Genomic DNA, 24,882 nt, shown 5'->3' with positions numbered 1-24,882 from the left:
GTGCCGTGGTGCGTGGCCTCGCTGGTGTTTCGGTGCTGTGCTATCGTTGCGGCATCATTTCGTTGTGATCGAAGAGAATCCCTGCATGAAGGTGGCTGTCTGGGCGACAGAGCGCGTTGTTGGCTGCAAGCAAGTGCTGCTTGCCGGCCTTCTCTGTTTGTTGACGGGCGTTGCCTTCGCTCAGCCGGAAACCGTTGAGAGCAAGGCCGACCAGCGTGCCAGATCGGTCACTCAGGTGGTGCTCGGAATCCTCAGTTATGCCCGGTGGCCTGTTGAGCCTCAACAGTTGCGTCTGTGCATAGTCGGCCCTACCGAGTACACCGACGACCTGGTCAAGGGCACTACCCAGGCCACTGGTCGGCCTGTCACTGTGCGAAGGCTTTTGGCCGACAACCCGGCGATTGCCGGGGAATGCGATGCGGTGTACATCGGCAAACTGACGAGCGACGAACGCAGTCGATTATTCGCCTCGCTGACAGGACGCCCGGTGGTGAGCATCAGTGAAGGCGGCGATCAGTGCACCGTCGGCAGTCTGTTCTGTCTGCGTGTCGGCGATGAACAAGTGTCCTTCGAGGTCAACCTCGACTCAGTCGCCCGCAGCGGTGTGCGCATTCATCCCAGTGTGCTGCAACTGTCGCGCCGCAAACCGGCGGCACCATGAGTCTATTCAAATCTCGTATACGTCCGACCTTAGGGTCGGTTATCGGCCGTGGGCATTTGATCGTCGCCTTGGTGGGCGTGGCCATGGCCAGTGTTTCGTTGACCCTGCTGGGGGTTCTGGCCTTGCGGGTTTATGCCGATCACAACCTGCACCTGATCGCCCGTTCGATCAATTACACCGTGGAAGCCGCGGTGGTGTTCGACGATAAGGCCGCCGCTACTGAGGCGCTGGCGTTGATCGCGTCCACCGAAGAAGTCGCCGACGCACAGGTGATGGACGAGCAAGGCGAGTTGCTCGCCCATTGGCAGAGACCGGAAACGGGATTGTTGTCGGATCTTGAAATGCAGATCGCCCGGGTGATTCTGGAAAAGCCCATCAGCATGCCGATCGTCCATCAAGGTCAGGAAATCGGCAGTATCCTGCTGGTCGGGCACGGTGGCAGCCTGATGAGTTTTTTGCTCAGCGGTCTGATGGGTATCGTCTTGTGTACCGCCATCAGTGCCTGGGTTGCGCTCTATCTGGCGCGGCGGCAATTGGGGGGGATCACCGGCCCTTTGCGCAGCCTGGCTACTGTGGCTCACGCCGCCCGCATCGAGCGAGCCTTTGACCAGCGCGTACCGCCCGCCGACATTGCCGAACTCGACAACCTGGGCAACGACTTCAATGCCTTGCTCGATGAGCTCGAGTCCTGGCAGACCCACCTGCAAAGCGAAAACGAAACCCTGGCCCACCAAGCCAGCCATGACAGCCTTACCGGGCTGCCGAATCGAGCATTTTTCGAAGGCCGCCTGATGCGTGCCTTGCGCAATGCCGGCAAGCTCGATGAGCGAGTGGCCGTGCTGTTTCTCGACAGCGACCGGTTCAAGGAGATCAACGATAACTTCGGCCACGCCGCCGGCGATGCGGTGCTGGTCGCCGTGGCAACCCGGGTTCGTGCACAACTGCGTGAAGAGGACTTGGTCGCGCGTCTGGGCGGCGACGAGTTTGCAATCTTGCTCACACCGCTGCACAAGGCCGAAGACGCCGAACGGATTGCTGACAAAATCATCGCCAGTATGGAAATACCGATCCAGTTGCCGGGCAGTACCCAGGTGTTGACTTCACTCAGTATTGGCATCGCCGTGTACCCCGATCATGGGGTCACACCGGGCGAGTTGCTCGATGCTGCCGACGCCGCGATGTACCAGGCCAAACGCCTTTCCCGAGGCGCGCAGCAAACGGCAGGAGCGGAGCTCCCTGTCGCCCATGTTCAAACCAGGAACTAATTTCTGTGTTCACCTTCAATCAGCGTTCTCTACGACTTTTCACGATCACCCTGTTCCTGGCCTTGCTGGCATTGACCGGTTGCCAGACCGCACCGCAAAAAGGCCTGACTCCGGCGCAGATCGCTGTGCTCAAGCAGCAAGGTTTCGAAATGACGGATGATGGCTGGGCCTATGGCCTGTCAGGCAAAGTTTTGTTCGGCAGCGATGTCGAGAGTCTCAACCCCGCTAGTACCGAGATCGTCGAGCGCATTGGCAAGGCGTTACTAAGTGTGGAAATCGAGCGCGTGAGAATCGACGGCCACACCGATGCTTCAGGCCAAGAGTCCTATAACGAACAGCTTTCCCTGCGACGGGCGAAAAGCGTCGGCAAGGTTTTGGCCGCAGTTGGCATAAAAGAAGAAAACATCCAACTGCGCGGCCTGGGCAGCAGCAAGCCCGTCGCTTCCAACGACACCGCAGTCGGACGCACCGAGAACCGTCGGGTGTCGATCGTGGTGAGCGCGGACTAATCGGCGAACAACATCTCCCGACTTTCCCCCATCAACAGCCCTTGATTCTGCTCGGTGACGGCACGGATGTAATCCCACAACAACGTAATCCGCTTGAGTTTGCGCAGGTCCTCCCGGCAGTACATCCAGAACTGCCGGGTAATGGTGATCTCTTGCGGCAACACCGGCAGCAATCGCGGGTCCTGAGCTGCCAGGAAGCACGGCAGAATCGCCAATGACCGTCCTTGCTGCGCCGCCACGAACTGCGCGATCACACTGGTGCTGCGCAGATTGGCACTGGCACCGGGCAACACATTCGCCAGGTACAGCAGCTCCGAGCTGAACGCCAGATCGTCCACATAACTGATGAATTGATGCTTGCCCAAGTCTGCCGGGCGGCGGATCGGTGGGTGCTTGTCCAGATAATCCTGGGTCGCATACAGCTGCAATTTGTAATCGCAGAGTTTGCAGCAGACATACGGGCCGTGTTCCGGCCGCTCCAGCGCGATGACGATGTCTGCCTCGCGCTTGGACAGGCTGATGAAGTGCGGCAGCGGCAGGATGTCCACCGAGATCGCCGGGTAGGCGTCGACGAAATGGCTCAGCTGCGGGGTGATGAAAAAACTGCCGAACCCTTCGGTGCAGCCCATACGCACGTGCCCGGACAATGCCACGCCGGAGCCCGAAACCTGCTCGCACGCCATGTGCAAGGTGCTTTCAATCGACTCGGCGTAACCCAGCAGCCGCTGGCCTTCGGCAGTCAGGACGAAACCGCTGGTCCGGGACTTTTCGAACAGCAACGTGCCCAACGAAGCTTCCAGCGAACTGATGCGTCGCGACACGGTGGTGTAATCCACCGCCAGGCGCTTGGCCGCGGTGCTGGCCTTGCGAGTACGGGCAACCTCGAGGAAAAACTTGAGGTCATCCCAGTTCAACGAGCCTAAAGACGTGATGTTTTTTTGCATGATGGACCGGCTTTTATGTGCGTTCTTATTAGAAGTTTGCACATCTATACTCCAAAAACAGTCCGACAACCAATTCGCGACACACGCCTCATCTCAAGGCGACTTTCTCGCCTTGGCTCCAAAGATCGCTCTCTTTATAAGAACAACGTCCCGGAGACCAACATGAACGCATCGCTAGAAACCACCGTGCAAAAGGTGAAATTGTTGATCGATGGCGAGTGGGTCGAATCCCAGACCACCGAATGGCACGACATCGTCAACCCGGCGACCCAGCAGGTGTTGGCCAAAGTCCCATTCGCGACCGCCGCCGAAGTGGATGCCGCCATTAGCGCCGCCCATCGCGCCTTCCAGACCTGGAAGCTGACGCCGATCGGTGCGCGGATGCGCATCATGCTCAAGCTTCAGGCGTTGATTCGCGAGCACTCCAAACGCATTGCCGTAGTACTCAGCAACGAGCAGGGCAAAACCATCGCCGACGCTGAAGGCGATATCTTCCGTGGCCTGGAAGTGGTCGAGCACGCCTGCTCCATTGGCAGCCTGCAGATGGGCGAGTTCGCCGAGAACGTCGCTGGCGGTGTCGACACCTACACCCTGCGTCAGCCGATCGGCGTCTGTGCCGGCATTACCCCGTTCAACTTCCCGGCGATGATTCCGCTGTGGATGTTCCCGATGGCCATCGCCTGCGGCAACACCTTCGTGCTCAAGCCATCCGAGCAGGATCCGATGTCGACCATGCTGTTGGTGGAACTGGCCATCGAGGCCGGCATTCCGCCAGGTGTGCTCAACGTCGTTCATGGTGGCAAGGATGTGGTGGATGCGCTTTGCACCCACAAGGACATCAAGGCTGTTTCGTTCGTCGGTTCGACCGCGGTCGGTACTCACGTCTACGACCTGGCCGGCAAGCACGGTAAGCGTGTGCAATCGATGATGGGCGCCAAGAACCACGCCGTGGTGCTGCCGGATGCCAATCGCGTACAAGCGCTCAATGCGCTGGTGGGGGCTGGTTTCGGTGCCGCCGGGCAACGCTGCATGGCCACGTCCGTGGTGGTGCTGGTGGGCGCGGCCAAGCAATGGCTGCCAGACCTGAAAGCACTGGCACAGAAACTTAAAGTGAATGCCGGCAGCGAGCCGGGCACTGATGTTGGTCCGGTGATTTCCAAGCGTGCCAAGGCACGGATTCTCGATCTGATCGAAAGCGGCATCAAGGAAGGCGCCAAGCTTGAGCTGGATGGTCGCGACGTTACCGTTCCAGGCTTCGAAAAAGGCAACTTTGTCGGCCCGACCCTGTTCTCCGGTGTGAAACCCGATATGCAGATCTACACCCAGGAAATCTTCGGTCCAGTGCTGGTGGTGCTGGAAGTCGATACCCTCGATGAAGCCATCGCACTGGTCAACGCCAACCCATTCGGCAACGGCACGGGTTTGTTCACCCAGAGCGGTGCGGCGGCGCGTAAATTCCAGACGGAAATCGACGTCGGTCAGGTCGGCATCAACATCCCGATTCCGGTGCCGGTGCCGTTCTTCAGCTTCACCGGTTCCCGTGGTTCGAAGCTCGGCGACCTCGGTCCGTATGGCAAGCAAGTGGTGCAGTTCTACACTCAAACCAAGACCGTCACCGCGCGCTGGTTCGACGACGACAGCGTCAACGACGGTGTGAATACCACCATCCACTTGCGTTAAGGAGCCGGACATGAAAATCGCTTTTATCGGTCTCGGCAACATGGGCGCGCCGATGGCGCGCAACCTGATCAAGGCCGGCCATTCACTGCGGCTGGTCGACCTGAACAAAGCTGTGCTGGCAGAGCTCGAGCAACTGGGCGGCAGCATCAGCGCTTCGGCGCGTGAAGCGGCTCAAGATGCAGAGCTGGTGATCACCATGCTGCCAGCCGCTGTGCATGTGCGCAGCGTCTGGCTGGGCGAAGATGGCGTGCTGGCGGGGATCGCCAAGGGCGTGCCCGCAGTGGATTGCAGCACCATCGATCCGCAGACGGCGCGTGACGTTGCCGCAGCGGCTGCCAAACAAGGCGTGGCGATGGCTGATGCCCCGGTCTCCGGCGGTACCGGCGGTGCTGCGGCCGGGACGCTGACTTTTATGGTCGGCGCCACCCCTGAATTGTTCGCCACCCTGCAACCGGTACTGGCGCAAATGGGCCGCAATATTGTCCATTGCGGCGAAGTCGGCACCGGGCAAATCGCCAAAATCTGCAATAACCTGCTGCTGGCAATTTCCATGGTCGGCGTCAGCGAAGCCATGGCCTTGGGCGATGCGCTGGGGATCGACACGACGGTGCTGGCGGGGATCATCAACAGTTCCACCGGGCGTTGCTGGAGTTCGGAGATGTACAACCCGTGGCCGGGCATCGTCGAAACGGCGCCGGCCTCGCGCGGGTATACCGGTGGTTTCGGTGCCGAACTGATGCTCAAGGATCTGGGGCTGGCCACTGAGGCGGCACGTCAGGCGCACCAACCGGTGGTGCTCGGCGCGGTGGCGCAACAGTTGTATCAGGCGATGAGTCAGCGTGGGGAAGGGGGTAAGGACTTCTCGGCGATTATCAACAGCTATCGCAAACCACAGTAAGAGGTTTTTCCGGGGGGCTGCGTCGGGCAGATCCCCGGTTTTTTATTGGCTGAAAAAAGATCGCAGCCTTCGGCAACTCCTACATGGGAATGTGTACACCCTGTAGGAGCTGCCGAAGGCTGCGATCTTTTGCTGCATCAGGCAAACACGAAATACTTACGCACGGTCTCAACCACTTCCCACGTGCCTTTCATGCCTGGCTCGATGACGAAAATGTCACCGGCGCGCAGGTGGATCGGCTCCATGCCTTCCGGGGTGATGATGCAGTAGCCTTCCTGGAAATGGCAGTATTCCCACTTCACGTATTCCACGTACCACTTGCCCGGCGTGCAGATCCAGGTGCCCATGATCTTGCTGCCATCTTCGCTGGTGTACGCGTTGAGGTTGACGGTGTGCGGGTCGCCTTCGAGTTTTTCCCATTTGCAGGCGTCGAGTACTGGCAGCGGATGGGTATCGCGAAGGACGGTAATCGGTGCGGTCATGATGACTCCGGGCAGTGGGTTCAAGAACTGAAGTCGCACCCTATAGCGCCCATACACCGTTCAGTTGTCTGTATTCGACATTGAGCTGTCCAGAAACGCGCAGACTCTCAAAGACTTTCCAGCGGGCAATCGGCTCTGGCCTGTGTGAGGCTGGCTTCAAACTCGATCAATTGCTCGTATTGATGCCTGAGTGCGGTAATCCTGTCGCTGATTTCGCACTTCTTGGCATCGATGGCTTGCTGCGCCAATGACCAGGGCATCGCCAGGCCTTGATGCCCGGTAAAGATCGCCTGCAATTCCTTGAGCTTGAAACCCAGTTGCTGGGCGCACTTGATGAAGATCAGCAGGTCGACGCTTTGCTGGTCATAGACACGGTATTTCCCTTGCCGCCGAGCGGCAGGCAGCAAGCCGATCGACTCGTAATGGCGAATACTCTTGATCGTCGTGCCCGAGCGATGCGCGGCTTGGCCGATGTACATGAAAAGTCCTTTTTTGCCGAGGGTAAGCCAGCCCCATTATCGGCAGACTCATCGGCTGGCGATAGCCTGGGCTTGCAGCAGCCAGGTTTCGCGCTGACCGGCGCTGGACCCCAGGACCGGCCCGAAGGTGAGCGTGCGCTGAGGTTGGATGCCGCAAAACGCCAAGGTAGTTTTGCGCATTTGATGCAGGCCGGGCATGCGGTAGATCCAGCGGTAGTACCAGGGTGGCGTGTCCATGGTCACGAGCAGATGCGCGCTGCGGCCATGCAGCAATTTGTCGGGAAAGGCTTTGCCTTCGCGATACTTGAAGGCGAAGCCCGGAAGCAACACCCGATCAAGAAAACCCTTGAGCAAGGCCGGTACGCCGCCCCACCAGATCGGGTAGACCAGGGTCAGGTGTTCGGCCCACAGAATGTCGGCCTGAGCACGGCGCAAGTCGGCTTCTAGCGGTTGCACCTGTTGATAGCCTTCGCGCAGCACCGGGTCGAAGTCCATTTTGCCTAGAAACAACTGGCGCACCTCATGCCCGGCCCGCAACGCCGATTGTGCGTAGCGTTCGGCAAGTGCGCCGCAGAAACTGTTGCTCGAAGGATGACCGAGAATCACCAGTATTCGTTTGCTCATCGTAACGGTCCCTGAAGATGAAACCTCAAGGGTAAAGTCTGCCCCTCAGGGGAGAGTCAAGGCGTTCAGCAAAGCCTGGGCATAACCGGGCAGCACGGCGAAGTCCCGGGCGCAAAGCAACAGTTTGCGTCGGGCCCACGGCTCTTTCAGTGCGATGCTTTTGAACGGTGTTTCAGCTGGCCAGCGTTCGACCGCCGCCAAGGGCACGATCGCCAGCCCGGCACCTCGGGCGACCATGCGCATCACGCCATCGAAGCCATCGGCACGGATGCGGATCTGCATCCGTAAGCCGCTGTGCAGGGCTTGTTCTTCCAGATACACGGCCAAGGCGCTGTTGGCGTTCAGGCCGACGTAATCGTGGTACAAGGTGGCGCTGAAATTTAACGGTCCGGTGTCGGCCAAGGGGTGATCGCGCGGAAGGATCAGTACCAGTGGGTCGTCACGGAAATAACGGGTCTGAAGGCCGTCGGTATCCACGGCGTCAGACACGATGCCCAGGTCCGCTGCACCTTGGCGCAAGGCATGGGTGATGCGCGCGCTGGGCAGCTCTTGCAGGTCGATGTCGAGGTTCGGATGGTCGCGCAGAAAGTCTGCCAGCAACTCCGGTAGGTATTCGGTGATCGCTGTGGTGTTGCACAACAACCGCACCTGGCCTTTGACCCCTTTGGCGTATTCGGCCAGGTCCTGCTGCATACGCTCGGCCTGTTGCAAAAGAACGCGGGCGTGCTGCGCCAGAGCTTTGCCGGCGGGCGTCGGTGTTATGCCGCGACGGCCGCGCTCCAGAAAATCAGTGCCGAGTGAAGATTCCATCGCGCGGATTCGTGCGCTCGCCGCTGCCAGGGACAGATGACTGCGGGCGGCGCCGGCGGTGATGTTGCCGGTATCGAGGATGTTCAGGTAGAGGCGCAGGTCGGTCAGGTCGAAGTGCATCGGCAACCTCTGGATGTTTGTTGTCTGGACGGGCCCCTTCGCGGGCAAGCCCGCTCCCACAGGGATCTTTGGCGGACACACAAATTTGTGTTCGATACATTTCAACTGTGGGAGCGGGCTTGCCCGCGAAGGCGTCAGCAGCCACAACGAAAATTTCAGCCTCTACACAATCAAGAGGCAGCCTCAATATATGCCAGATTTTCAAGGCAACCATCAGCGCTCACCATAGCCCCATGAATACACTCGCCGCGTTCTACCAAAATTTGGGTTTGACCCTTTCCTTATTGGTCATCGCCACCTTCCTGCTGGCCGGGACGATCAAAGGCGTGATCGGTCTCGGACTGCCAACCATTGCCATGGGCTTGCTCGGTCTGGCTATGGCCCCGTCGCAGGCAGCGGCGTTGCTGATCATTCCCGCGACGCTGACCAACGTCTGGCAACTGGCATTCGGCGGACATTTGCGCAGGCTACTGAACCGGTTGTGGCCGATGCTGCTGGCGATTTTCATCGGCACGGGTGCCGGTACTTTGTGGATCGGCATGGCCGGTGGGCATTGGGTCGTGCGAGGGCTGGGAGCGGCGTTGTTGATTTACGCCTTGAGCGGGTTGTTCTTGCCGACCTTGCACATCGGCAGTCGTACCGAGCGTTGGTTCGGTCCGCTGTGCGGTGTGCTGACGGGCATCATTACCTCGGCCACCGGCGTCTTCGTGATTCCGGCGGTGCCTTATCTGCAAGCGCTGGGCTTGAGCAAGGATGAACTGGTGCAGGCGCTGGGCCTGTCGTTCACCATCTCGACCCTCGCATTGGCCGCCGGTCTGTTATGGCGCGGCGCCCTCGGCGGTGGCGAGTTGAGCGCGTCGCTGCTGGCGCTGATTCCGGCGGTGCTCGGCATGCTGCTGGGGCAATGGCTGCGCCAGCGGATCAGCGCCGTGTTGTTCAAGCGCGTGTTCTTCATCGGCCTCGGCGTGCTCGGCGGCCACTTGCTGATCAGCGGATAGCGGACGAAGTGCTGAGCATTTCGATTGGGCGGATATCGAAATCCCGCTCCAGATACTCCATGCGCATGTCGAGGAACTGCTTCATGTGCGGCAGGTTCGAGTGCACGTCCAGATGCGCCTGGGATTGCCAGATCTCGTAGAAGATAAACAGCGTCGGGTCCTGTTTGTCTCGCAGCATGTGGTACTCGATGCAGCCGGGTTCGGCGCGACTCGGTTCGACATAGGCACGGAAGAACGCTTCGAAGGCCGCGGCTTTTTCCGGGCGGGTCTTGGCGTGCAGGATGAAGCCTTGCAGTTCGCTCATCAGGTTCTCCTTAAAAGTCAGAATCGGCGCAAGGTTACGGCAACAATCGCTCATCGATTCGTGCGTATTGGTCAAATGAATTTTGCTGATTGAGCGCTTATTCCGCGCGAGTCGACTCGCTACTCTGCCGCCATCGAATTTCTACCTTGCGAGACTTCTCATGAAAAAAGTCCTATTGCTCAATGGCGGCAAAAAATTTGCCCACTCCGATGGTCGCTACAACACGACGCTGCACGAAGCGGCGCTGAGCGTGTTGGATCGCGGCGGTGTGGATGTGAAAGCCACGTTCATCGACGAGGGGTACGACGTCGCGGAGGAAGTCGCCAAATTCCTCTGGGCTGATGTGATCATTTATCAGATGCCCGGCTGGTGGATGGGCGCACCCTGGACCGTCAAGAAGTACGTCGATGAAGTCTTCACCGAAGGCCACGGCAGCCTCTACGCCAGCGATGGTCGCACGCGTTCCGACGCGTCGCAGAAGTACGGCAGCGGCGGTTTGCTGCACGGTAAAAAATACATGCTGTCGCTGACTTGGAACGCGCCGCAGCAAGCCTTCGACGACCCGACCGACTTCTTCGAAGCCAAAGGCGTGGACGCGGTGTACTTCCCGTTCCACAAGGCCAACACCTTCCTTGGCATGACCGGTTTGCCGACCTTCTTGTGCGTGGATGTGATGAAACGCCCGAACGTTGAAGCCGATGTGGCGCGTTATGAGCAGCACTTGAGCGAGGTGTTTGGCTTACCGGCCTGAATTTTCCGGCTAGTATCCGTCGCAACGGCGGGAAAGATCGCAGCCTGCGGTAGCTCCTACAGATGGCGCACACCCGAAGGTTCGGGGTGGCGCGCAATCCTTGTAGGAGCTGCCGCAGGCTGCGATCCTGGCGATTCATGCCACGCTGATTAGCGAACGGGGACACACGTGAAAGCCAGATCCGATGAGTTGCAGATTTTCGTCTGCGTGATTGAATGCGGGTCAATTTCAGCTGCGGCCGAACAAGTCGGGCAAACGCCGTCAGCGGTCAGCCGCACGCTGTCGCGACTGGAGGCCAAGCTCGACACCACGCTGATCAACCGCACCACGCGGCGCATGGACCTGACCGAGGAGGGCAAGTACTTCTTCGAGCACGCCAAGCTGATTCTCGATCAAATGGACGAACTCGAAGAGCGCCTGTCCTCACGTCAGCAAACCCCTTCCGGGCGTCTGCGAATCAATGCCGCGTCGCCGTTCATGCTGCACGCCATCGTGCCGTACATCGATGAGTTCCGCCGTCTCTACCCGGACATCCAGCTCGAACTCAACAGCAACGACCTGATCATCGACCTGCTCGAACAAAGTACCGACATCGCCATCCGCATCGGCACGCTGGCCGACTCGACCCTGCACGCCCGCTCACTGGGTTGCAGCCCGCTGCACATCGTCGCCAGCCCGGCGTATCTGGAGCAACACGGCGTACCGGCCGCGGTTGCCGATCTGGCCGAACATACGCTGCTGGGTTTCACCCAGAACGAAGGCCTCAACCAATGGCCATTGCGCTATGTCCACGGTGATCGCTGGCCGATCCAGGCGTCGATCAGTGCGTCCAGCGGCGAGACAATCAGGCACCTGGCGCTGGCAGGGCAGGGCATCGCCTGCCTGTCGCACTTCATGACCATCGACGACATCCGCGCCGGTCGCTTGCAGGTGCTGCTGGCGGAGTTCAACAGCGGATATCGCCAACCGATCAACGCGGTGTACTACCGCAACTCGCAACTTGCCCTACGGATTCAGTGCTTCCTGGACTTCATCCAGGGCAAATTGGCGGCTTATGCGATTGCGGATTTCAAGGGCTGATTCGTAGACAGCATCATCGTTCTTCGCGAGCAAGCCCGCTCCCACAGTGGACTTGCGTCGATTCACGATGATGGGAACGACACAGGACCAATGTGGGAGCGGGCTTGCTCGCGATTGCGTTTCTGCCGGCCCATTCACTGGCCGGCTCGCCCTCAATTCCGTAACATCCGCCCTCTCTTCTCCCGCCTGTATTTTTAGGTAAGCCATGAAACCCAAACGTCTGCGCGCCGATGTCCTGGCCGGACTCACGACCTCTTTCGCCCTGCTGCCCGAATGCATCGCCTTCGCGCTGGTGGCCCACCTCAATCCGTTGATGGGGCTTTACGGCGCTTTCATCATCTGCACCCTGACTGCGCTTTTTGGTGGGCGGCCGGGGATGGTGTCTGGCGCCGCCGGATCGATGGCCGTGGTGATTGTCGCGCTGGTGGTGCAGCACGGCGTGCAGTACTTACTGGCGACTGTGCTGCTGGGCGGATTGATCATGCTGGCGTTCGGTCTGTTGAGGCTGGGCAAACTGGTGCGCATGGTGCCGTATCCGGTGATGCTCGGCTTCGTCAACGGCTTGGCGATCATCATTGCCCTGGCCCAATTGGAGCACTTCAAGAGCGGTGAGGCCTGGTTGAGTGGCTCGCCGCTGTACATGATGATCGGGCTGGTGGCGCTGACGATGGTCATCGTCTACCTGATGCCGCGCCTGACACGTGCCGTGCCGCCAGCACTGGTGGCGATTCTGGGCGTTGGGTTGGCGGTTTACCTGCTCGGCCTGCCGACCCGCACCCTGGGCGACATGGCGAACATTGCCGGCGGTTTGCCGAGCTTCGCGCTGCCAGATATCCCCTGGAGCCTGGAAACCCTGCACATCATCGTGCCTTACGCGATATTGATGGCGTTGGTCGGCCTGCTGGAAACCCTGTTGACCCTGAACCTCACCGACGAGATTACCGAGAGCCGCGGCTACCCGGATCGCGAGTGCGTGGCGCTCGGAGCCGCCAACATAGTTTCTGGCGTGTTCGGTGGCATGGGGGGCTGCGCCATGATCGGGCAAACCATGATCAACCTCAGCTCTGGCGGTCGCGGTCGGCTGTCCGGTGCAGTGGCCGGGATAATGATTCTGCTGTTCGTGCTGTTCCTTTCGCCGCTGATCGAGCGTATCCCGCTGGCCGCACTGGTCGGGGTGATGTTCGTGGTGTCGCAGCAGACCTTCGCCTGGGCCTCGTTGCGGGTGCTGAACAAGGTGCCGCTGAACGATGTCCTGGTGATCATCGCGGTGACGGTGATTACGGTGTTCACCGATCTGGCCATCGCCGTGTTGTGCGGAATCATCATTGCGGCGCTCAACTTCGCCTGGCAACAGGCCCGCGAGCTGTATGCCGACATTCATCAGGAAAGCGACGGCAGCAAACTCTATCGCCTGCACGGCACGCTGTTTTTCGCCTCTACCACGCCATTCCTCAATCAGTTCGACCCCGCCAATGACCCGGCCCAAGTGACCCTTGATTGTCGCCACCTGAGCTTCGTCGACTACTCGGCCATCGCTGCGCTGAGGACATTGCGCGAGCGCTACGCCAAGGCTGGCAAGCAGCTACGCGTGCTGCATTTGTCCGAACGTTGCAAGAAACTGCTCAAACGCGCCAGCGAGCATCACGACTGAAATCGATGAGTGATCGTTCCCACACTCGCGTGGGAACGATCAGCGTCGGGAGGATGAAAGTTCCACTATCGAATTTTCATAACTCACGACCTTCCATACCTCTGCACGACATCCCTTATCCCTCCACGAAAATTACTTTCACTTCGTTTGAAAGTAGCTCGTCGAAATGATTTATGAGTTTCACAACCCATTCGACGTGACCCTTTCGAGGAGTACCGCATGACGCTTTCCTTCGGCTATTGGCTGCTGGTCTACGCCGCCATCGCCATTATTGCGCTGATCGTTCTGATCGCCCGCTACCGGCTTAATCCCTTCATCGTCATCACGCTGGTATCCATCGGTTTGGCACTGCTGGCCGGGATGCCGCCATCGGGTGTGGTGGGGGCGTATGAGGCCGGGGTTGGCAAGACGCTGGGGCACATCGCGCTGGTGGTGGCGCTGGGCACGATGCTCGGCAAGATGATGGCCGAGTCTGGCGGCGCCGAGCAGGTGGCACGCACTTTGATCGACCGTTTCGGTGAGAAAAACGCGCATTGGGCGATGGTCTGTATCGCCTTTCTTGTAGGGCTGCCGCTGTTCTTCGAGGTCGGTTTTGTCTTGCTGGTGCCCATCGCGTTCACCGTGGCGCGGCGGGTGGGCGTGTCGATTCTGATGGTCGGTTTGCCGATGGTCGCGGGGCTCTCGGTGGTCCATGCGCTGGTACCGCCGCACCCGGCAGCGATGCTGGCGGTGCAGGTCTATCAGGCGTCGGTGGGGCAGACGTTGCTTTATGCGATTCTGATCGGCATTCCGACCGCGATCATCGCCGGTCCGCTCTATGCCAAATTCATCGTGCCGCGCATTCAACTGCCAGCGGATAACCCTTTGGAGCGCCAGTTCCTGGAGCGTGAACCGCGCGATAGCCTGCCGGGTTTCGGCCTCACCATGGCGACCATTCTATTGCCGGTGGTGCTGATGTTGATCGGCGGCTGGGCCAATCTGATTTCCACCCCGGGCAGCGGCTTCAACCAGTTTTTATTGTTCATCGGCAACTCGGTGATCGCCTTGCTGTTGGCGACGTTGCTGAGTTTCTGGACTCTCGGCCTGGCCCAAGGCTTCAATCGCGAATCGATCCTCAAGTTCACCAATGAATGCCTGGCGCCGACCGCCAGCATCACCTTGCTGGTAGGCGCCGGCGGTGGCTTGAACCGGATTCTGGTGGACGCTGGTGTGACCAATCAGATCGTCAGTCTGGCCGATGAATTCCAGCTGTCGCCGCTGTTGATGGGCTGGCTGTTCGCTGCTTTGATGCGCATCGCCACCGGTTCCGCCACAGTGGCGATGACCACTGCTTCAGGGATTGTCGCGCCGGTGGCCGTGGGACTGGGTTATCCCCACCCGGAGTTGTTGGTGCTGGCGACGGGGGCGGGGTCGGTTATCTTTTCCCACGTCAATGACGGCGGCTTCTGGTTGATCAAGGAATACTTCAACATGACCGTTACCCAGACCTTCCAGACCTGGACGGTGCTAGAGACCATCATCTCGGTGGTCGCCTTCGGTTTGACCGTAGGTCTTTCTTACCTGCTTTAGTCGGAGCCATCCGCCATGGACATCCTCTATCAGATCCGCGCCCGTCAGGATTCCTTCAGCGCCGGCGAAGGACGCATCGCCCGGCTGATGCTCGACGACGTAGGATTTGCCGCCTCCGCCAGCCTCGACGAACTGGCGCAGCGGGCGGAAGTCAGCACCGCCACCTTGTCGCGTTTTGCCCGTACCGTCGGCTGCCGCGACCTGCGGGATTTGCGCCTGCAACTGGCCCAGGCCAGCGGCGTCGGCAGTCGCTTTCTCGACCCGGCGGGCACGCCTGAACAGTCGGCGTTCTACGGGCAGATCGTCGGTGATATCGAGTCGACCTTGCGTCAGCACTTATCTGCGTTCGATGAATCGCGCTTCGCCGATGCGGTGAAACTGCTGGGCAAGGTGCGGATGATTCACGCCTTCGGTATGGGCGGCTGCTCGACCCTGTGCAGTGATGAACTGCAAGTGCGCCTGGTGCGCCTCGGCTACCCGATTGCGGTGTGCCACGACCCGGTGATGATGCGCATTACCGCCGCCAGCCTCGGTGCCGAACACGCCGTCATCGCTTGCTCGCTGACCGGCATCACCCCCGAGCTGCTCGAAGCGGTGTACCTGGCTCGCAGCTACGGCGCCCGAATCCTCGCGATCACCCGGGCTGACTCGCCGCTGGCGCAACTGGCAGATGTGCTGTTGCCGCTGCAAAGCGCCGAGACATCCTTCATCTACAAACCCACGGCGGCGCGCTACGGCATGCTGCTGGCCATCGATGTGCTCGCTACCGAGCTGGCGCTGGCCAGTCCTGAAGACAATCAAGAACGTCTGCGACGGATCAAACTGGCCCTGGACGACTACCGCGGCGGCGACGATCACTTGCCGCTGGGAGATTGACATGACGTACGACACGCTGATCCGCAACGCGCTGATTATCGATGGCAGCAACGCCCCCGGTTACCCCGCTGATGTGGCGATTCTGAACGGTCGCATCGAGCGTATCGGCGACTTGCACGACGCTCGCGCCACCGAAGAAATCGACGCGGCCGGGAGGGTGTTGGCCCCAGGTTTCATCGACGTGCACACCCACGATGACACGGTGGTGATCCGTCAGCCGCAGATGCTGCCCAAACTCAGCCAAGGCGTGACCACGGTGATCGTCGGCAACTGCGGGATCAGCGCATCGCCGGTGAGTTTACGTGGCGAGCCGCCAGACCCGATGAACCTGCTCGGCACGGTGGCGGCGTTCGTTTATCCGCGCTTCAGCGACTATCGCGCGGCTGTGGAGGCGGCAAATACCACGCTGAACGTAGCCGCATTGGTGGGCCACACCGCATTGCGCAGCAATCACCTGGACGACCTGTTTCGCACTGCCACCGCCGATGAAATCAGTGCGATGCGCGAGCAACTGCGCGAAAGCCTTGAGGCCGGTGCCTTGGGTTTATCCACAGGCCTGGCGTATGCCAACGCCTTCTGCGCTTCCACCGACGAAGTGATGCAACTGACCGAAGAGCTGACGGCATTCGGCGCGGTCTACACCACCCATTTGCGCAGTGAATTCGAACCGGTGCTGGAGGCCATGGACGAAGCGTTCCAGATCGGTCGCCACGCGAAAACGCCAGTGATTATTTCCCACCTCAAATGTGCCGGCGCCGGTAACTGGGGGCGTAGCCCGCAACTGCTGGCGTCCCTCGAACATGCCGCGAAAACCCACCCAGTGGGCTGCGATTGTTATCCCTATGCGGCGAGCTCTTCGACCCTGGACCTCAAGCAAGTCACCGACGCCCATCGCATCACCATCACCTGGTCCACGCCGCAGCCGCAAATGAGTGGCCGGGATTTGATCGACATCGCCGCCGAGTGGGACGTGCCGTTGCTCGAGGCCGCCCGCCGATTGCAACCGGCCGGGGCGGTGTATTACGGCATGGATGAAGCCGACGTACGAAGAATCCTCGCGCATCCGCTGTCGATGGTCGGCTCCGACGGCTTGCCGGAAGACCCGTTTCCTCATCCACGGTTGTGGGGCGCGTTCCCACGAGTACTCGGACATTTCAGTCGCGACGTCGGGCTGTTTCCGCTGCACACCGCCGTGCACAAAATGACCGGGCTGTCGGCAGCGCGGTTTGGCTTGAAGGAACGTGGCGAGATTCGCGAAGGGTATTGGGCGGATCTGGTGTTGTTCAATCCTGCGACGATTCGCGATGTGGCGGACTTCAATGATCCGCAACGGGCGGCGGAAGGGATTGACGGGGTTTGGGTAAATGGAGTCTTGAGTTACAGCGAAGGTCAGGCGAACGGGAGAAGGGAAGGACGGTTTCTGGCGCGGGAAGGGGATTTGCGTGAGGGGTTCGGTGATCGGTGATACCGAAAAGATCGCGGCCCCTGTAGGAACTGCCGAAGGCTGCGATCTTTTGATTTACGTCTAGCGATGGCACTGCGACATTAAAGAATCCCGCAACCAAGCCGAAGCGCTGACGTCCAGCCCAGCTACACTCTGGGCCTTTTCAGTCTGGGAGCAACTCCATGAGCTTCGGCAAAACCACCCCGATCCTGCGGATTTTCGATGAGACCAAGGCATTGGAGTTCTACGTCGACTTCCTGGGGTTCAAGATCGACTGGCAGCATCGCTTCGAAACAAACTTCCCGCTGTATCTGCAGATCTCGCGTGGCGAATGCGTGCTACACCTGTCCGAACACCACGGCGACAGCACACCGGGCTCGGCGCTGCGCATCGAGACGGATGAGCTAGAGTCGTTCCAGCAGCAATTGCTGGCCAAGGAATATTCTTTCGCTCGCCCACAGATTCAGGCGATGCCATGGGGCAGTCAGGACATGACGGTGGCCGACCCGTTCGGGAATCGGTTGGTGTTTACCAATGCGATTAGTGTCTAAGCGTTAGACAGCCTTCGCGGGCAAGCCCGCTCCCACAGGTAATGTGCAATCCCTGTAGGAGCGAGGCTTGCCCGCGAATGGATCTGTCATTCACCGCTGACTGAACGTCAAACGCGGAAGTGGCTCACCATCATCTGCAACTGATTACCCAACCGCGCCAATTCAACACTGGACGCAGCGGTTTCGTCGCTGGCGGCGGCGGTCTGTTCGGACACGTCGCGCACGTTGATGATGCTGCGGCTGATCTCTTCGGCCACGGCGCTTTGTTGCTCGGCGGCGGCAGCGATCTGCTGGTTCATCGACTGGATGTTCGACACGGTGCGGGTGATGTTTTCCAGCGATACGCCGGCCTTGCGGGTCAACGCCACACTGCTGTCGGTCAGGGCGCGGCTGTTGTTCATCACGGCCGAGACTTGTTGGGTACCGTTCTGCAGACCGGCCACCAGGCCTTCGATTTCCTCGGTGGATTTCTGCGTGCGCTGGGCCAGGCCGCGAACTTCGTCGGCCACCACGGCAAAACCGCGACCGGCTTCACCGGCACGGGCCGCTTCGATGGCGGCGTTGAGGGCCAGCAGGTTGGTCTGTTCGGCCACGGCTTTGATAACGTCCATGACGCTGCCGATCTTGTCGCTTTCCTGCTGCAGCACGCTCATGGCTTCGGTGGAGCGCGCCACTTCGCTGGCCAGGCGCTCGATCTGGGCGATGGCTTCGTTGACCACTTTATCGCCTTCGCGCGCTTCACCGTCAGCGGCGGCTGCGGCTTGGGACGCTTCTTCAGCGTTGCGCGCGACTTCCTGCACCGTGGCAGTCATCTCGTGCATGGCGGTGGCCACCTGATCGGTCTCGATCTTCTGGCTGTTGACCCCGGCGCTGGTTTGCTCGGTCACGGCCGACAGTTCTTCGGCAGCGCTGGCGATCTGGGTGACGCCATCGCGGATACCGCTGATCAAATCGCGCAGGGTCATGCCCATGCGTGCGATGCCTTGCTGCAACACGCCGAGTTCGTCGCGACGGGTCACTTTGACGTCTTGGGACAGATCGCCGCTGGCGATGCGTTCGACCACGGCCAGGGTATCGCGCAACGGGCCGGTGATCTGACGGGTGATGATTACGGCGGCAATGACGCCCACTAGCAACGCCAGCAAGGTGCTGATCAGTTGCAGCGTGCGGGCCTGGGCGCTTTCGGCGTCGCGGCGGTCGAGCTGGATCTGATACAGGTGGTCGCTCAGGGTCACGATGGCGGCGCCCTGATCGGTCATTTCCTTGCGCGCCTGCACCGCATCGGAGTTGGCGGCTTTATATGCTTGCAAGGCGCTGCGGTAGTTGCTCAGCGCGGTTTCCAGCTGGTGCAGAGCATCTTGCTGGGTCTCGGCGAAATACACGTTGAGTTGCTTCAGGCTAGCGATGGCCGTGTCCAGTTGGCCGACGGCTTTTTGCTCGGTCTCGGCGTTGGTGTTGGCGGTGTAGCCACGCACTTCGTAGCGAGCCAGGATGAATGCTTCCTTGGCTGCGGTGATGGCCTGAAACTGTTCGAAACGTTGGTCGCTCAGGGGCATTTGCTGCACGCGGGTGCTGATCGCTTCAATCAACTTACTGGCAGTTTCAGCATTGGCGCCCATGGCGTCGTGGGCGCTGTTACCGGTGCGGTAGGCGCTGCGCATTTTGTTCAGGGATATCTGGTAAGCGCTGATGGTCGCGCTCTGCTCTTTGAGCAGCTTGACGTTTTCCGGGCTCTTGAAACTCGACAGCAACGCTTGTTGCTGAGCGACGAAGCCGTCGAGGGTGGTCTGCACATTCTGTGCGGCGGTTTCGTCGCCGTTGGTCAGCATGTATTGCAGGCGAACTACGCGCAGCTTGGTCAGGCCGGCGTTGAGCTGAGTGATGTCGCTCATCCAGTTGCTGCGGTCAATCAACCCGCCCAGGCTCGTCCAGCCGGTCAAGGCGAGGACGCAGGTCAGCGCCAGGACCAGGCCGAATCCCAAGCCCAATTTCAGGTTCACGCTGATATTACCGAACCAGCTATTCATCAATATTCCTCCAGGAACGTTGTGCTTCTTGATCGTCGGTTGGCTGGAAGATTGTTGTTTTAAGAGCCAGCAAAGGGTTAGCAGGTCTATATCGGCGGCAATCGCGAGAGCTGAAAGGATTTTGTTGGACGGATTCTGTAACAAGATTTTTGGGCGCGTTTTAATCTTTTTTTCACATGGGTTTCACCGGCTGCCGACGCGCGCCTCTTTACCCTCGCGACATCGAATCACAATGGTGCATACCGGCGAGGCGGCTTGATGTGGAATTGAGACTGAGTCTGTTCGGGATAAAACGCTCGATCGATCTGAGCCGTTTGGCCCGTTATCGAAACGCCGCGGTTGTACTGGCATCTGCCTTGTTGGTTATTCCGCTGACCGTGTGGCTGTTGCGACCCGCCGCCGTCCCTGACCTGGCCCATGGCAACGTGGCGGGTGCCCGCGCGTTGGCGACCGGTTGGGCCAAGGGCGACATGATCGTGCTGGTCCGCCACGTCGAGCGTTGTGATCACTCCACGGCCGCCTGCCTGATCGGCAACGATGGCATCACCGATCGCTCCCGCAGCGTGGCGGTGAGTGTCGGCGCGCAGTTCGAGCATCTGGGGCTGGATCGGGCCGACATCTACAACAGCCCGGTGATGCGCACGGCGCAAACCGCGGGTTACATGTTCAACAAGGTCGGCGTCGGCGAAGACTGGTTGGTCCACTGCAGAGGCAACATGCTGCGCGATGCCTTGGCGCACAAGGTGGCTGGACGCAACCTGATTCTGGTGACCCACAGCGAATGTATGGCGCAACTCGAAAAAGATCTCAAGTTATCGACCGAGACCTTGGGTTATGGCGCTTCTCTGTTTATCTCCGCCAAAAAGTCTCAGCCGCCGCGCATGCTCGGTTTCATCGAAGCCTCCGACTGGCATTCGGTGACCACTGAATGAGCCTCACCATCATCCCTCTGGATCTGGACGTACGATGCTGACTGCTTCCCGTTACCGCTTTTACTGGGTGAACTTCGGTATTCCGCTGGCCTGCGCGGTCGTGGTGTTCCTGTTGTTTGACATGACCAAGATAGACATCGCCTTCAGCGATCTTTTCTATGATCCGGCCACACGGTTGTTTCCGTTACAGCATGTCCATCTGTTCGAGAAAATCACCCATAAATGGGCACGGATCATTCCGAACTGGACCGGTGAGGTCGCCATGATCGGCGCTTTGCTGTCGTTTCTCTGGCCGCGACTGAAGATTGAAAAGCATTCGAAGATCATCGCGTTCCTGGAAAAAATAAAAGTCGCGCCGGTGCTTCGGTTTGCCAGTAAACACCGTCGAGACTTCCTCTATGTGGTGTTCGCGTTTTCCATCAGCACTGGCGTTATCCATTACCTCAAGGGCCACACCAGTGTGTATTGCCCGGTCGAAACGACTCAGTACGCCGGGAAAATCGAACACAAGGAGTGGTACCAGAATTTCGATCTGCTGAAAGTCGCCGGCGACGGTCGCTGCTGGCCGGGTGGGCATGCGTCGGGCGGCTTCACCATGCTCGCGCTGTACTTCGTGGCGCGCCGCTATCGCTGGCGGTATTCCAAAGCGTTGATGCACGGGTCGCTGCTGCTCGGTTTCGTCTATGGCACGACGCGGGTTCTACAGGGTTGGCACTACATGTCCCACACCCTCTGGGCCGGAATCTTTGTATGGCTGGCATGTTTGCTGACGGCATTGGCGTTCTATGGACGGGCGCGGCTGGAGCTACCGGTGCTGCAGAAGGCTGCGTCACCTGTTGTTGAGCCGTTTACAGGGTTACAAAGTAGTAAGCCTGACGTCCCACCTTCATGGTCTTGAGCACCTTCAAGGGCGCGGCGGGTTCATGTGCCCCGGCCATGAGCACCACGTTGGAAGGTGAAGCACTCAGAAACGCATGCAGTTGCGCCTCGGTATCCAGGCCCTCAAGCACGCGTTGGGTATAGAACACGCTGGCGCCGCCCACCCGTTCGTTGGCCTGAAACAACGCGACCTGTTGCCCGCTGGCCTGCAACGTCTGAATCTGCTCCGTCAGCGGCAAAAAGGACAGTTTGCGATCGGCGTGAGGCAACGCCCATTGAGCGGCGGCAAGGTAACCACCGATCGCCATGGCAAGAACGCCCATGACAACACCGCGACGGTGCCGGGCAATGACTCCCAGCCAGGTCGGGGCTTCGATATGGGTCTTGAGTCGTTCGAACAGCACGTTCGCATATTCCGCAGCCATCACCGCCGCCGCAGGCGTCATGGACATCAAGTACACCGTGCGCTTGCTCGACGCCAGGGTCAGCATGACGAACTGCGCCAGCAGCCACACCGTGAAGAACAACAGGTAACGATTGGCCATCAAGCTTTTGCGAAAATGCCACAGCCCCAGATACACCAGAATATTCCAGGGCAGGAAGGCCTCCGGCAGCTTGGCCAGGTAGTAGTAGAACGGTTCATAATGCCCGGCCGCGGCGAAGGAACCGCTGAAGCGCCCGACGCTGTTGGTCAGCAACACTTCCCCCACGGCATGCACCCCACCGCGCTGATACAGCACCGCGAGCCAGATCATCAACGGCACCAGCCCCAGCAGCGTCAACAGGCCGGGGCGCAGCCAGTCCGAGAGTTTCAGACGCTTATCCATCAAAGTTTCGGCCGACAGGTACGCGAAGATCACCACCCCCGGCATCGCCAGCCCCAGTACACCCTTGCTCAACGTAGCGATGCTAATCCCTGAAGCAAACAGCAACGCGTGGCCGACAGTCGAGTGCCGTTGCCCCTGAAAGAACGCCAACAGCGCCATGGTCACACCAAGGGTCAGCAACGCGTCTTCACCAACGCCGCGCACGTTGCTCCAGTAACTGGCCATGGTCGCCAGCAGTATCCCCGCCGTCCACGCAACTGTCTCGGGCCGGCCGAACCGCCGCAGCATCGCGTACAGCAGCATCACGCTGAACAGCCCGGCAAACGCCGACGCCAGCCGCACCGCCCAAGGCGTACCGCCAAATGCGCGAATCGCCCCGGTATCGAGCCACAAACTCAAGGGCGGCTTTTCAAGAAACGGTTCGCCGAACAGACGAGGCGTCACCCAGTCGTTATCCAGGTGCATCTGCATGGCAATCCCGGCAACCCGAGCCTCCGTGGAACCTTGTAACTGGTGATTGCCCAACGCGAAGAAAAACAACAGAGCGGCAAGCAAAAACAATGAAGAGGCAGGACGCGACATGAACTTCTGGCTACCGAACAGGGGACCGGGAAGTTTGAGCATACGGAGGGATTGCTTAACGAATGGTGAACGGCCTTGCTTTGTTATCTGGTGCCGGTGCTCGGAGCGGAATGGAGGACAGGATTCGTATTTGTACCGCTGAAGCACCCGCGCCCGTGCGTCGGTCACTTGAAATGACAGCTAACAAAACGACAGACAAAAAAAAGCCCGCGGGAGGCGGGCAAACCGTAGTTTCTTGAATGAGCGAGGGGAATGTACAGGTTGGAGTGCGGCGGTGGGGTGAAGAAAAATTCATGTTGATGGAAGTCTTCTCCGTTTTGCCCACTGCCACAGAGAGTTACTGAGAAAATCATTGCTTTGCGATGTGACTCAACAGTAAGTTACACAAAGTGAAACTTTCTGTAGAGTCATAGTTATGCAGGCACATTCAAAATCCACCCAGCCAATGGGGCGCCTTCTCCGGAAACTGACCCATTTGGCCAGTGACGAGCGCTATCTGTTCACCCCGGACGATCTTAGGGCATTGGTGCCCGACATTTCCGAAGGCGCGTACAAAACCTTGTTGAGTCGTGCAGCCTCGGAAGGTCATCTGGCGCGAGTGTGCCGAGGGCTTTACCTGTTTGAAGCGACCATGCCGTCCAGTGGACTGGTGTTGTTTCATGCGGCCGCCAGGCTGCGTGCCATGCAGTTCAACTACATCAGCCTTGAAACAGCATTGAGTGATTGTGGCGTCATCTCGCAGATTCCCATCAACTGGATCACGCTTATGTCTTCCGGGCGCAGCAGCACTCTTTCATGCGGACGTTGGGGCACTATCGAATTTGTGCACACCCGCCAGAAACCTCAGGACCTGGTCGGTCAGCTCCACTACGACGCACGTTGCCGTCTATGGCGGGCAACACCGCAACAGGCATTACGAGACATGAAGGCGGCGAAACGAAATATGGACTTGATCGATTGGAGCGTTGCCAATGAGTTTGTTTGATGAACTGGTGGATGAGGCACTAAAAAACAAGCAGGATCTGGCGCCATTGCGGGTCGTGGTAGAAAAGGAATTACTGCACCACGACATCATGTTGGCGCTGAGTTCTGCTGGCATGCTCGCCAAGCTGACCTTTATTGGTGGTACCTGTTTGCGTGCTTGCTACGGTTCTAACCGTTTAAGTGAGGACCTGGATTTTACCGGTGGTGCAGATTTCAATCGCGAGAGTCTGACCGAGCTTGCCCATGTATTGGTCACCACACTAAAAGCCAAATATGGCCTTGAAGTTGAAGTCGGTGAGCCTATTCGTGAGGAAGGGAATGTCGACACCTGGAAACTGAAGGTTCAAACCAGACCAGGGCGCAAAGACCTGCCGGCACAACGCATTAACATCGACGTGTGCTCCATCCCGAGCTATCAGCCACAGCCAATGCAGTTGCTTAACCCTTATGGTGTCGAAATGGGCACAAGCGGTCTGATCTTACAGGCTGAAACGCGCGAAGAAATATATGCGGACAAAATCGTAGCTTTTGCTCTGCGCCCTAACCGAATCAAGAACCGTGATCTCTGGGATATGGTTTGGCTGCGTCAGCAAGGCGTAACACCACAACTGGATCTGATTACGAAAAAACTGGGCGATCATCACTGCAAGCAGGACGAGTTCTTGAGACTGTTCAAGGAGCGTTCAACGCTGCTCGACACCGATCCGAAAGTCGCTATCGAATTTCGCAGGGAGATGGGGCGGTTCCTGCCGGGGGAGTTGGTAAATCAAACCGTTAATGAACCGGCATTCTGGACGTTTTTGGTTGGGCATATACGTGATTTGTATGTGGCTACAGATAAAGCGCTGAGCGGCCATGAGAGTGTTCAGAGCTTTGGCTTCAAGATGTGAAACCGAAGGATACGCGGTAGCAGTCGCAAAAATGGGCGACCTCAATGAGGTCGCCCATTTTGTTT

25 protein-coding genes and 1 pseudogene are annotated in these 24,882 nt (G+C 59.2%); 17 read left to right on the top strand and 9 right to left on the bottom strand.

The genetic code is table 11. The features are described from left to right. Positions 1 to 85: 85 nt before the first annotated feature. Genes KGB18_RS16205 through KGB18_RS16195 form a run of 3 tightly spaced genes read left to right on the top strand, consistent with a single transcriptional unit; the run spans position 86 to position 2,435 of the window. On the top strand, positions 86 to 661 hold the full coding sequence (locus KGB18_RS16205; protein WP_123719096.1) for a YfiR family protein: 576 nt from the start codon (positions 86 to 88) through the stop codon (positions 659 to 661). Then, the gene (locus KGB18_RS16200; protein ID WP_223570225.1) at positions 658 to 1,926 is read left to right on the top strand and encodes a diguanylate cyclase domain-containing protein; all 1,269 of its coding nucleotides are present in this window, start codon (positions 658 to 660) and stop codon (positions 1,924 to 1,926) included. Before KGB18_RS16205 ends, KGB18_RS16200 begins: the two co-directional genes overlap by 4 nt. A 5-nt stretch (positions 1,927 to 1,931) precedes the next feature. Next, on the top strand, positions 1,932 to 2,435 hold the full coding sequence (locus KGB18_RS16195; RefSeq protein WP_123719094.1) for an OmpA family protein: 504 nt from the start codon (positions 1,932 to 1,934) through the stop codon (positions 2,433 to 2,435). Here KGB18_RS16195 and KGB18_RS16190 read toward each other — a convergent pair. Beyond that, positions 2,432 to 3,379, bottom strand: coding sequence for a LysR family transcriptional regulator (locus KGB18_RS16190; RefSeq protein ID WP_123719093.1), 948 nt, complete (start codon positions 3,377 to 3,379; stop codon positions 2,432 to 2,434). The genes KGB18_RS16195 and KGB18_RS16190 overlap by 4 nt on opposite strands. A gap of 162 nt (positions 3,380 to 3,541) precedes the next feature. Here KGB18_RS16190 and KGB18_RS16185 point away from each other — a divergent pair, with 162 nt between their 5' ends. Both KGB18_RS16185 and mmsB read left to right on the top strand, forming a co-directional pair. Next, positions 3,542 to 5,059 carry a CoA-acylating methylmalonate-semialdehyde dehydrogenase gene (locus KGB18_RS16185; RefSeq protein WP_038978846.1) on the top strand — a complete coding sequence of 506 codons (1,518 nt, stop codon included), beginning with the start codon at positions 3,542 to 3,544 and terminating at the stop codon, positions 5,057 to 5,059. Positions 5,060 to 5,069: 10 nt separating this feature from the next. Further along, complete coding sequence (mmsB, locus tag KGB18_RS16180) at positions 5,070 to 5,957, top strand: 3-hydroxyisobutyrate dehydrogenase (protein WP_030128141.1); 888 nt, start codon at positions 5,070 to 5,072, stop codon at positions 5,955 to 5,957. Between the two features lie 137 nt (positions 5,958 to 6,094). Here mmsB and KGB18_RS16175 read toward each other — a convergent pair whose 3' ends face one another. The 4 genes from KGB18_RS16175 to KGB18_RS16160 form a co-directional block, all read right to left on the bottom strand. Continuing rightward, complete coding sequence (locus KGB18_RS16175; protein ID WP_024781087.1) at positions 6,095 to 6,439, bottom strand: cupin domain-containing protein; 345 nt, start codon at positions 6,437 to 6,439, stop codon at positions 6,095 to 6,097. A gap of 107 nt (positions 6,440 to 6,546) precedes the next feature. Continuing rightward, positions 6,547 to 6,918 carry a MerR family transcriptional regulator gene (locus KGB18_RS16170; RefSeq protein ID WP_223570224.1) on the bottom strand — a complete coding sequence of 124 codons (372 nt, stop codon included), beginning with the start codon at positions 6,916 to 6,918 and terminating at the stop codon, positions 6,547 to 6,549. 48 nt (positions 6,919 to 6,966) lie between these two features. Next, on the bottom strand, positions 6,967 to 7,542 hold the full coding sequence (locus KGB18_RS16165) for an NAD(P)H-dependent oxidoreductase (RefSeq protein WP_048396679.1): 576 nt from the start codon (positions 7,540 to 7,542) through the stop codon (positions 6,967 to 6,969). A gap of 45 nt (positions 7,543 to 7,587) precedes the next feature. Beyond that, entirely contained in the window at positions 7,588 to 8,472 is an 885-nt protein-coding gene (locus KGB18_RS16160) for a LysR substrate-binding domain-containing protein (protein ID WP_223570223.1), read from the bottom strand. A 233-nt stretch (positions 8,473 to 8,705) separates the two neighbouring features. Here KGB18_RS16160 and KGB18_RS16155 point away from each other — a divergent pair, with 233 nt between their 5' ends. After that, positions 8,706 to 9,470, top strand: coding sequence for a sulfite exporter TauE/SafE family protein (locus KGB18_RS16155; protein WP_223570222.1), 765 nt, complete (start codon positions 8,706 to 8,708; stop codon positions 9,468 to 9,470). Here KGB18_RS16155 and KGB18_RS16150 read toward each other — a convergent pair. Further along, positions 9,460 to 9,774 carry a putative quinol monooxygenase gene (locus tag KGB18_RS16150; RefSeq protein ID WP_123719081.1) on the bottom strand — a complete coding sequence of 105 codons (315 nt, stop codon included), beginning with the start codon at positions 9,772 to 9,774 and terminating at the stop codon, positions 9,460 to 9,462. The two genes, KGB18_RS16155 and KGB18_RS16150, sit on opposite strands and share 11 nt — an antisense overlap. Positions 9,775 to 9,934: 160 nt before the next feature. Between KGB18_RS16150 and KGB18_RS16145 the strand changes: the two genes are divergently transcribed. From KGB18_RS16145 to KGB18_RS16115, 7 genes are all read left to right on the top strand, one after another. Further along, positions 9,935 to 10,525: an NAD(P)H-dependent oxidoreductase gene (locus KGB18_RS16145; protein WP_223570221.1), complete on the top strand. Its 591-nt coding sequence runs from the start codon at positions 9,935 to 9,937 to the stop codon at positions 10,523 to 10,525. Positions 10,526 to 10,693: 168 nt separating this feature from the next. Beyond that, positions 10,694 to 11,605, top strand: coding sequence for a LysR family transcriptional regulator (locus tag KGB18_RS16140; RefSeq protein ID WP_048396674.1), 912 nt, complete (start codon positions 10,694 to 10,696; stop codon positions 11,603 to 11,605). A gap of 205 nt (positions 11,606 to 11,810) precedes the next feature. Beyond that, a complete protein-coding gene (locus KGB18_RS16135) occupies positions 11,811 to 13,256 on the top strand; it encodes a SulP family inorganic anion transporter (protein WP_223570220.1) in 1,446 nt (481 codons plus the stop codon). A 219-nt stretch (positions 13,257 to 13,475) separates the two neighbouring features. After that, positions 13,476 to 14,825 (top strand): gluconate:H+ symporter, encoded by a 1,350-nt coding sequence (locus tag KGB18_RS16130; protein ID WP_223570219.1) that lies wholly within the window; start codon positions 13,476 to 13,478, stop codon positions 14,823 to 14,825. A 15-nt stretch (positions 14,826 to 14,840) separates the two neighbouring features. Beyond that, entirely contained in the window at positions 14,841 to 15,701 is an 861-nt protein-coding gene (locus KGB18_RS16125) for a MurR/RpiR family transcriptional regulator (RefSeq protein ID WP_123721356.1), read from the top strand. A gap of 1 nt (position 15,702) precedes the next feature. Further along, the gene (locus tag KGB18_RS16120; protein WP_223570218.1) at positions 15,703 to 17,166 is read left to right on the top strand and encodes a D-aminoacylase; all 1,464 of its coding nucleotides are present in this window, start codon (positions 15,703 to 15,705) and stop codon (positions 17,164 to 17,166) included. 161 nt (positions 17,167 to 17,327) lie between these two features. Next, positions 17,328 to 17,696, top strand: coding sequence for a glyoxalase superfamily protein (locus KGB18_RS16115; RefSeq protein WP_223570217.1), 369 nt, complete (start codon positions 17,328 to 17,330; stop codon positions 17,694 to 17,696). Positions 17,697 to 17,803: 107 nt separating this feature from the next. Here KGB18_RS16115 and KGB18_RS30095 read toward each other — a convergent pair whose 3' ends face one another. Both KGB18_RS30095 and KGB18_RS30090 read right to left on the bottom strand, forming a co-directional pair. Further along, a complete protein-coding gene (locus KGB18_RS30095) occupies positions 17,804 to 18,508 on the bottom strand; it encodes a methyl-accepting chemotaxis protein (RefSeq protein WP_411736821.1) in 705 nt (234 codons plus the stop codon). A gap of 198 nt (positions 18,509 to 18,706) precedes the next feature. Further along, positions 18,707 to 19,588 (bottom strand): annotated as a pseudogene (locus KGB18_RS30090) (methyl-accepting chemotaxis protein); the annotation flags it as partial. A gap of 395 nt (positions 19,589 to 19,983) precedes the next feature. Here KGB18_RS30090 and KGB18_RS16105 point away from each other — a divergent pair. Continuing rightward, positions 19,984 to 20,655 carry a histidine phosphatase family protein gene (locus tag KGB18_RS16105; protein ID WP_123721352.1) on the top strand — a complete coding sequence of 224 codons (672 nt, stop codon included), beginning with the start codon at positions 19,984 to 19,986 and terminating at the stop codon, positions 20,653 to 20,655. A gap of 34 nt (positions 20,656 to 20,689) precedes the next feature. Beyond that, positions 20,690 to 21,553, top strand: coding sequence for a phosphatase PAP2 family protein (locus KGB18_RS16100; protein WP_223570215.1), 864 nt, complete (start codon positions 20,690 to 20,692; stop codon positions 21,551 to 21,553). On the opposite strand, the gene KGB18_RS16095 is transcribed toward KGB18_RS16100, so the two are convergent. After that, the gene (locus KGB18_RS16095) at positions 21,504 to 22,943 is read right to left on the bottom strand and encodes an ArnT family glycosyltransferase (protein WP_123721362.1); all 1,440 of its coding nucleotides are present in this window, start codon (positions 22,941 to 22,943) and stop codon (positions 21,504 to 21,506) included. The genes KGB18_RS16100 and KGB18_RS16095 overlap by 50 nt on opposite strands. A 415-nt stretch (positions 22,944 to 23,358) precedes the next feature. Here KGB18_RS16095 and abiEi point away from each other — a divergent pair, with 415 nt between their 5' ends. After that, positions 23,359 to 23,928, top strand: a complete 570-nt coding sequence (abiEi, locus tag KGB18_RS16090; protein WP_123721350.1) for a type IV toxin-antitoxin system AbiEi family antitoxin — start codon at positions 23,359 to 23,361, stop codon at positions 23,926 to 23,928. Then, positions 23,915 to 24,817: a nucleotidyl transferase AbiEii/AbiGii toxin family protein gene (locus KGB18_RS16085; protein ID WP_123721349.1), complete on the top strand. Its 903-nt coding sequence runs from the start codon at positions 23,915 to 23,917 to the stop codon at positions 24,815 to 24,817. Before abiEi ends, KGB18_RS16085 begins: the two co-directional genes overlap by 14 nt. The last annotated feature ends 65 nt before the right edge of the window (positions 24,818 to 24,882 follow it).

Source organism: Pseudomonas sp. BF-R-26 (assembly GCF_019947395.1).
GTDB lineage: Bacteria > Pseudomonadota > Gammaproteobacteria > Pseudomonadales > Pseudomonadaceae > Aquipseudomonas > Aquipseudomonas farris.
This window is presented reverse-complemented; position numbering and strand designations above follow the sequence as displayed.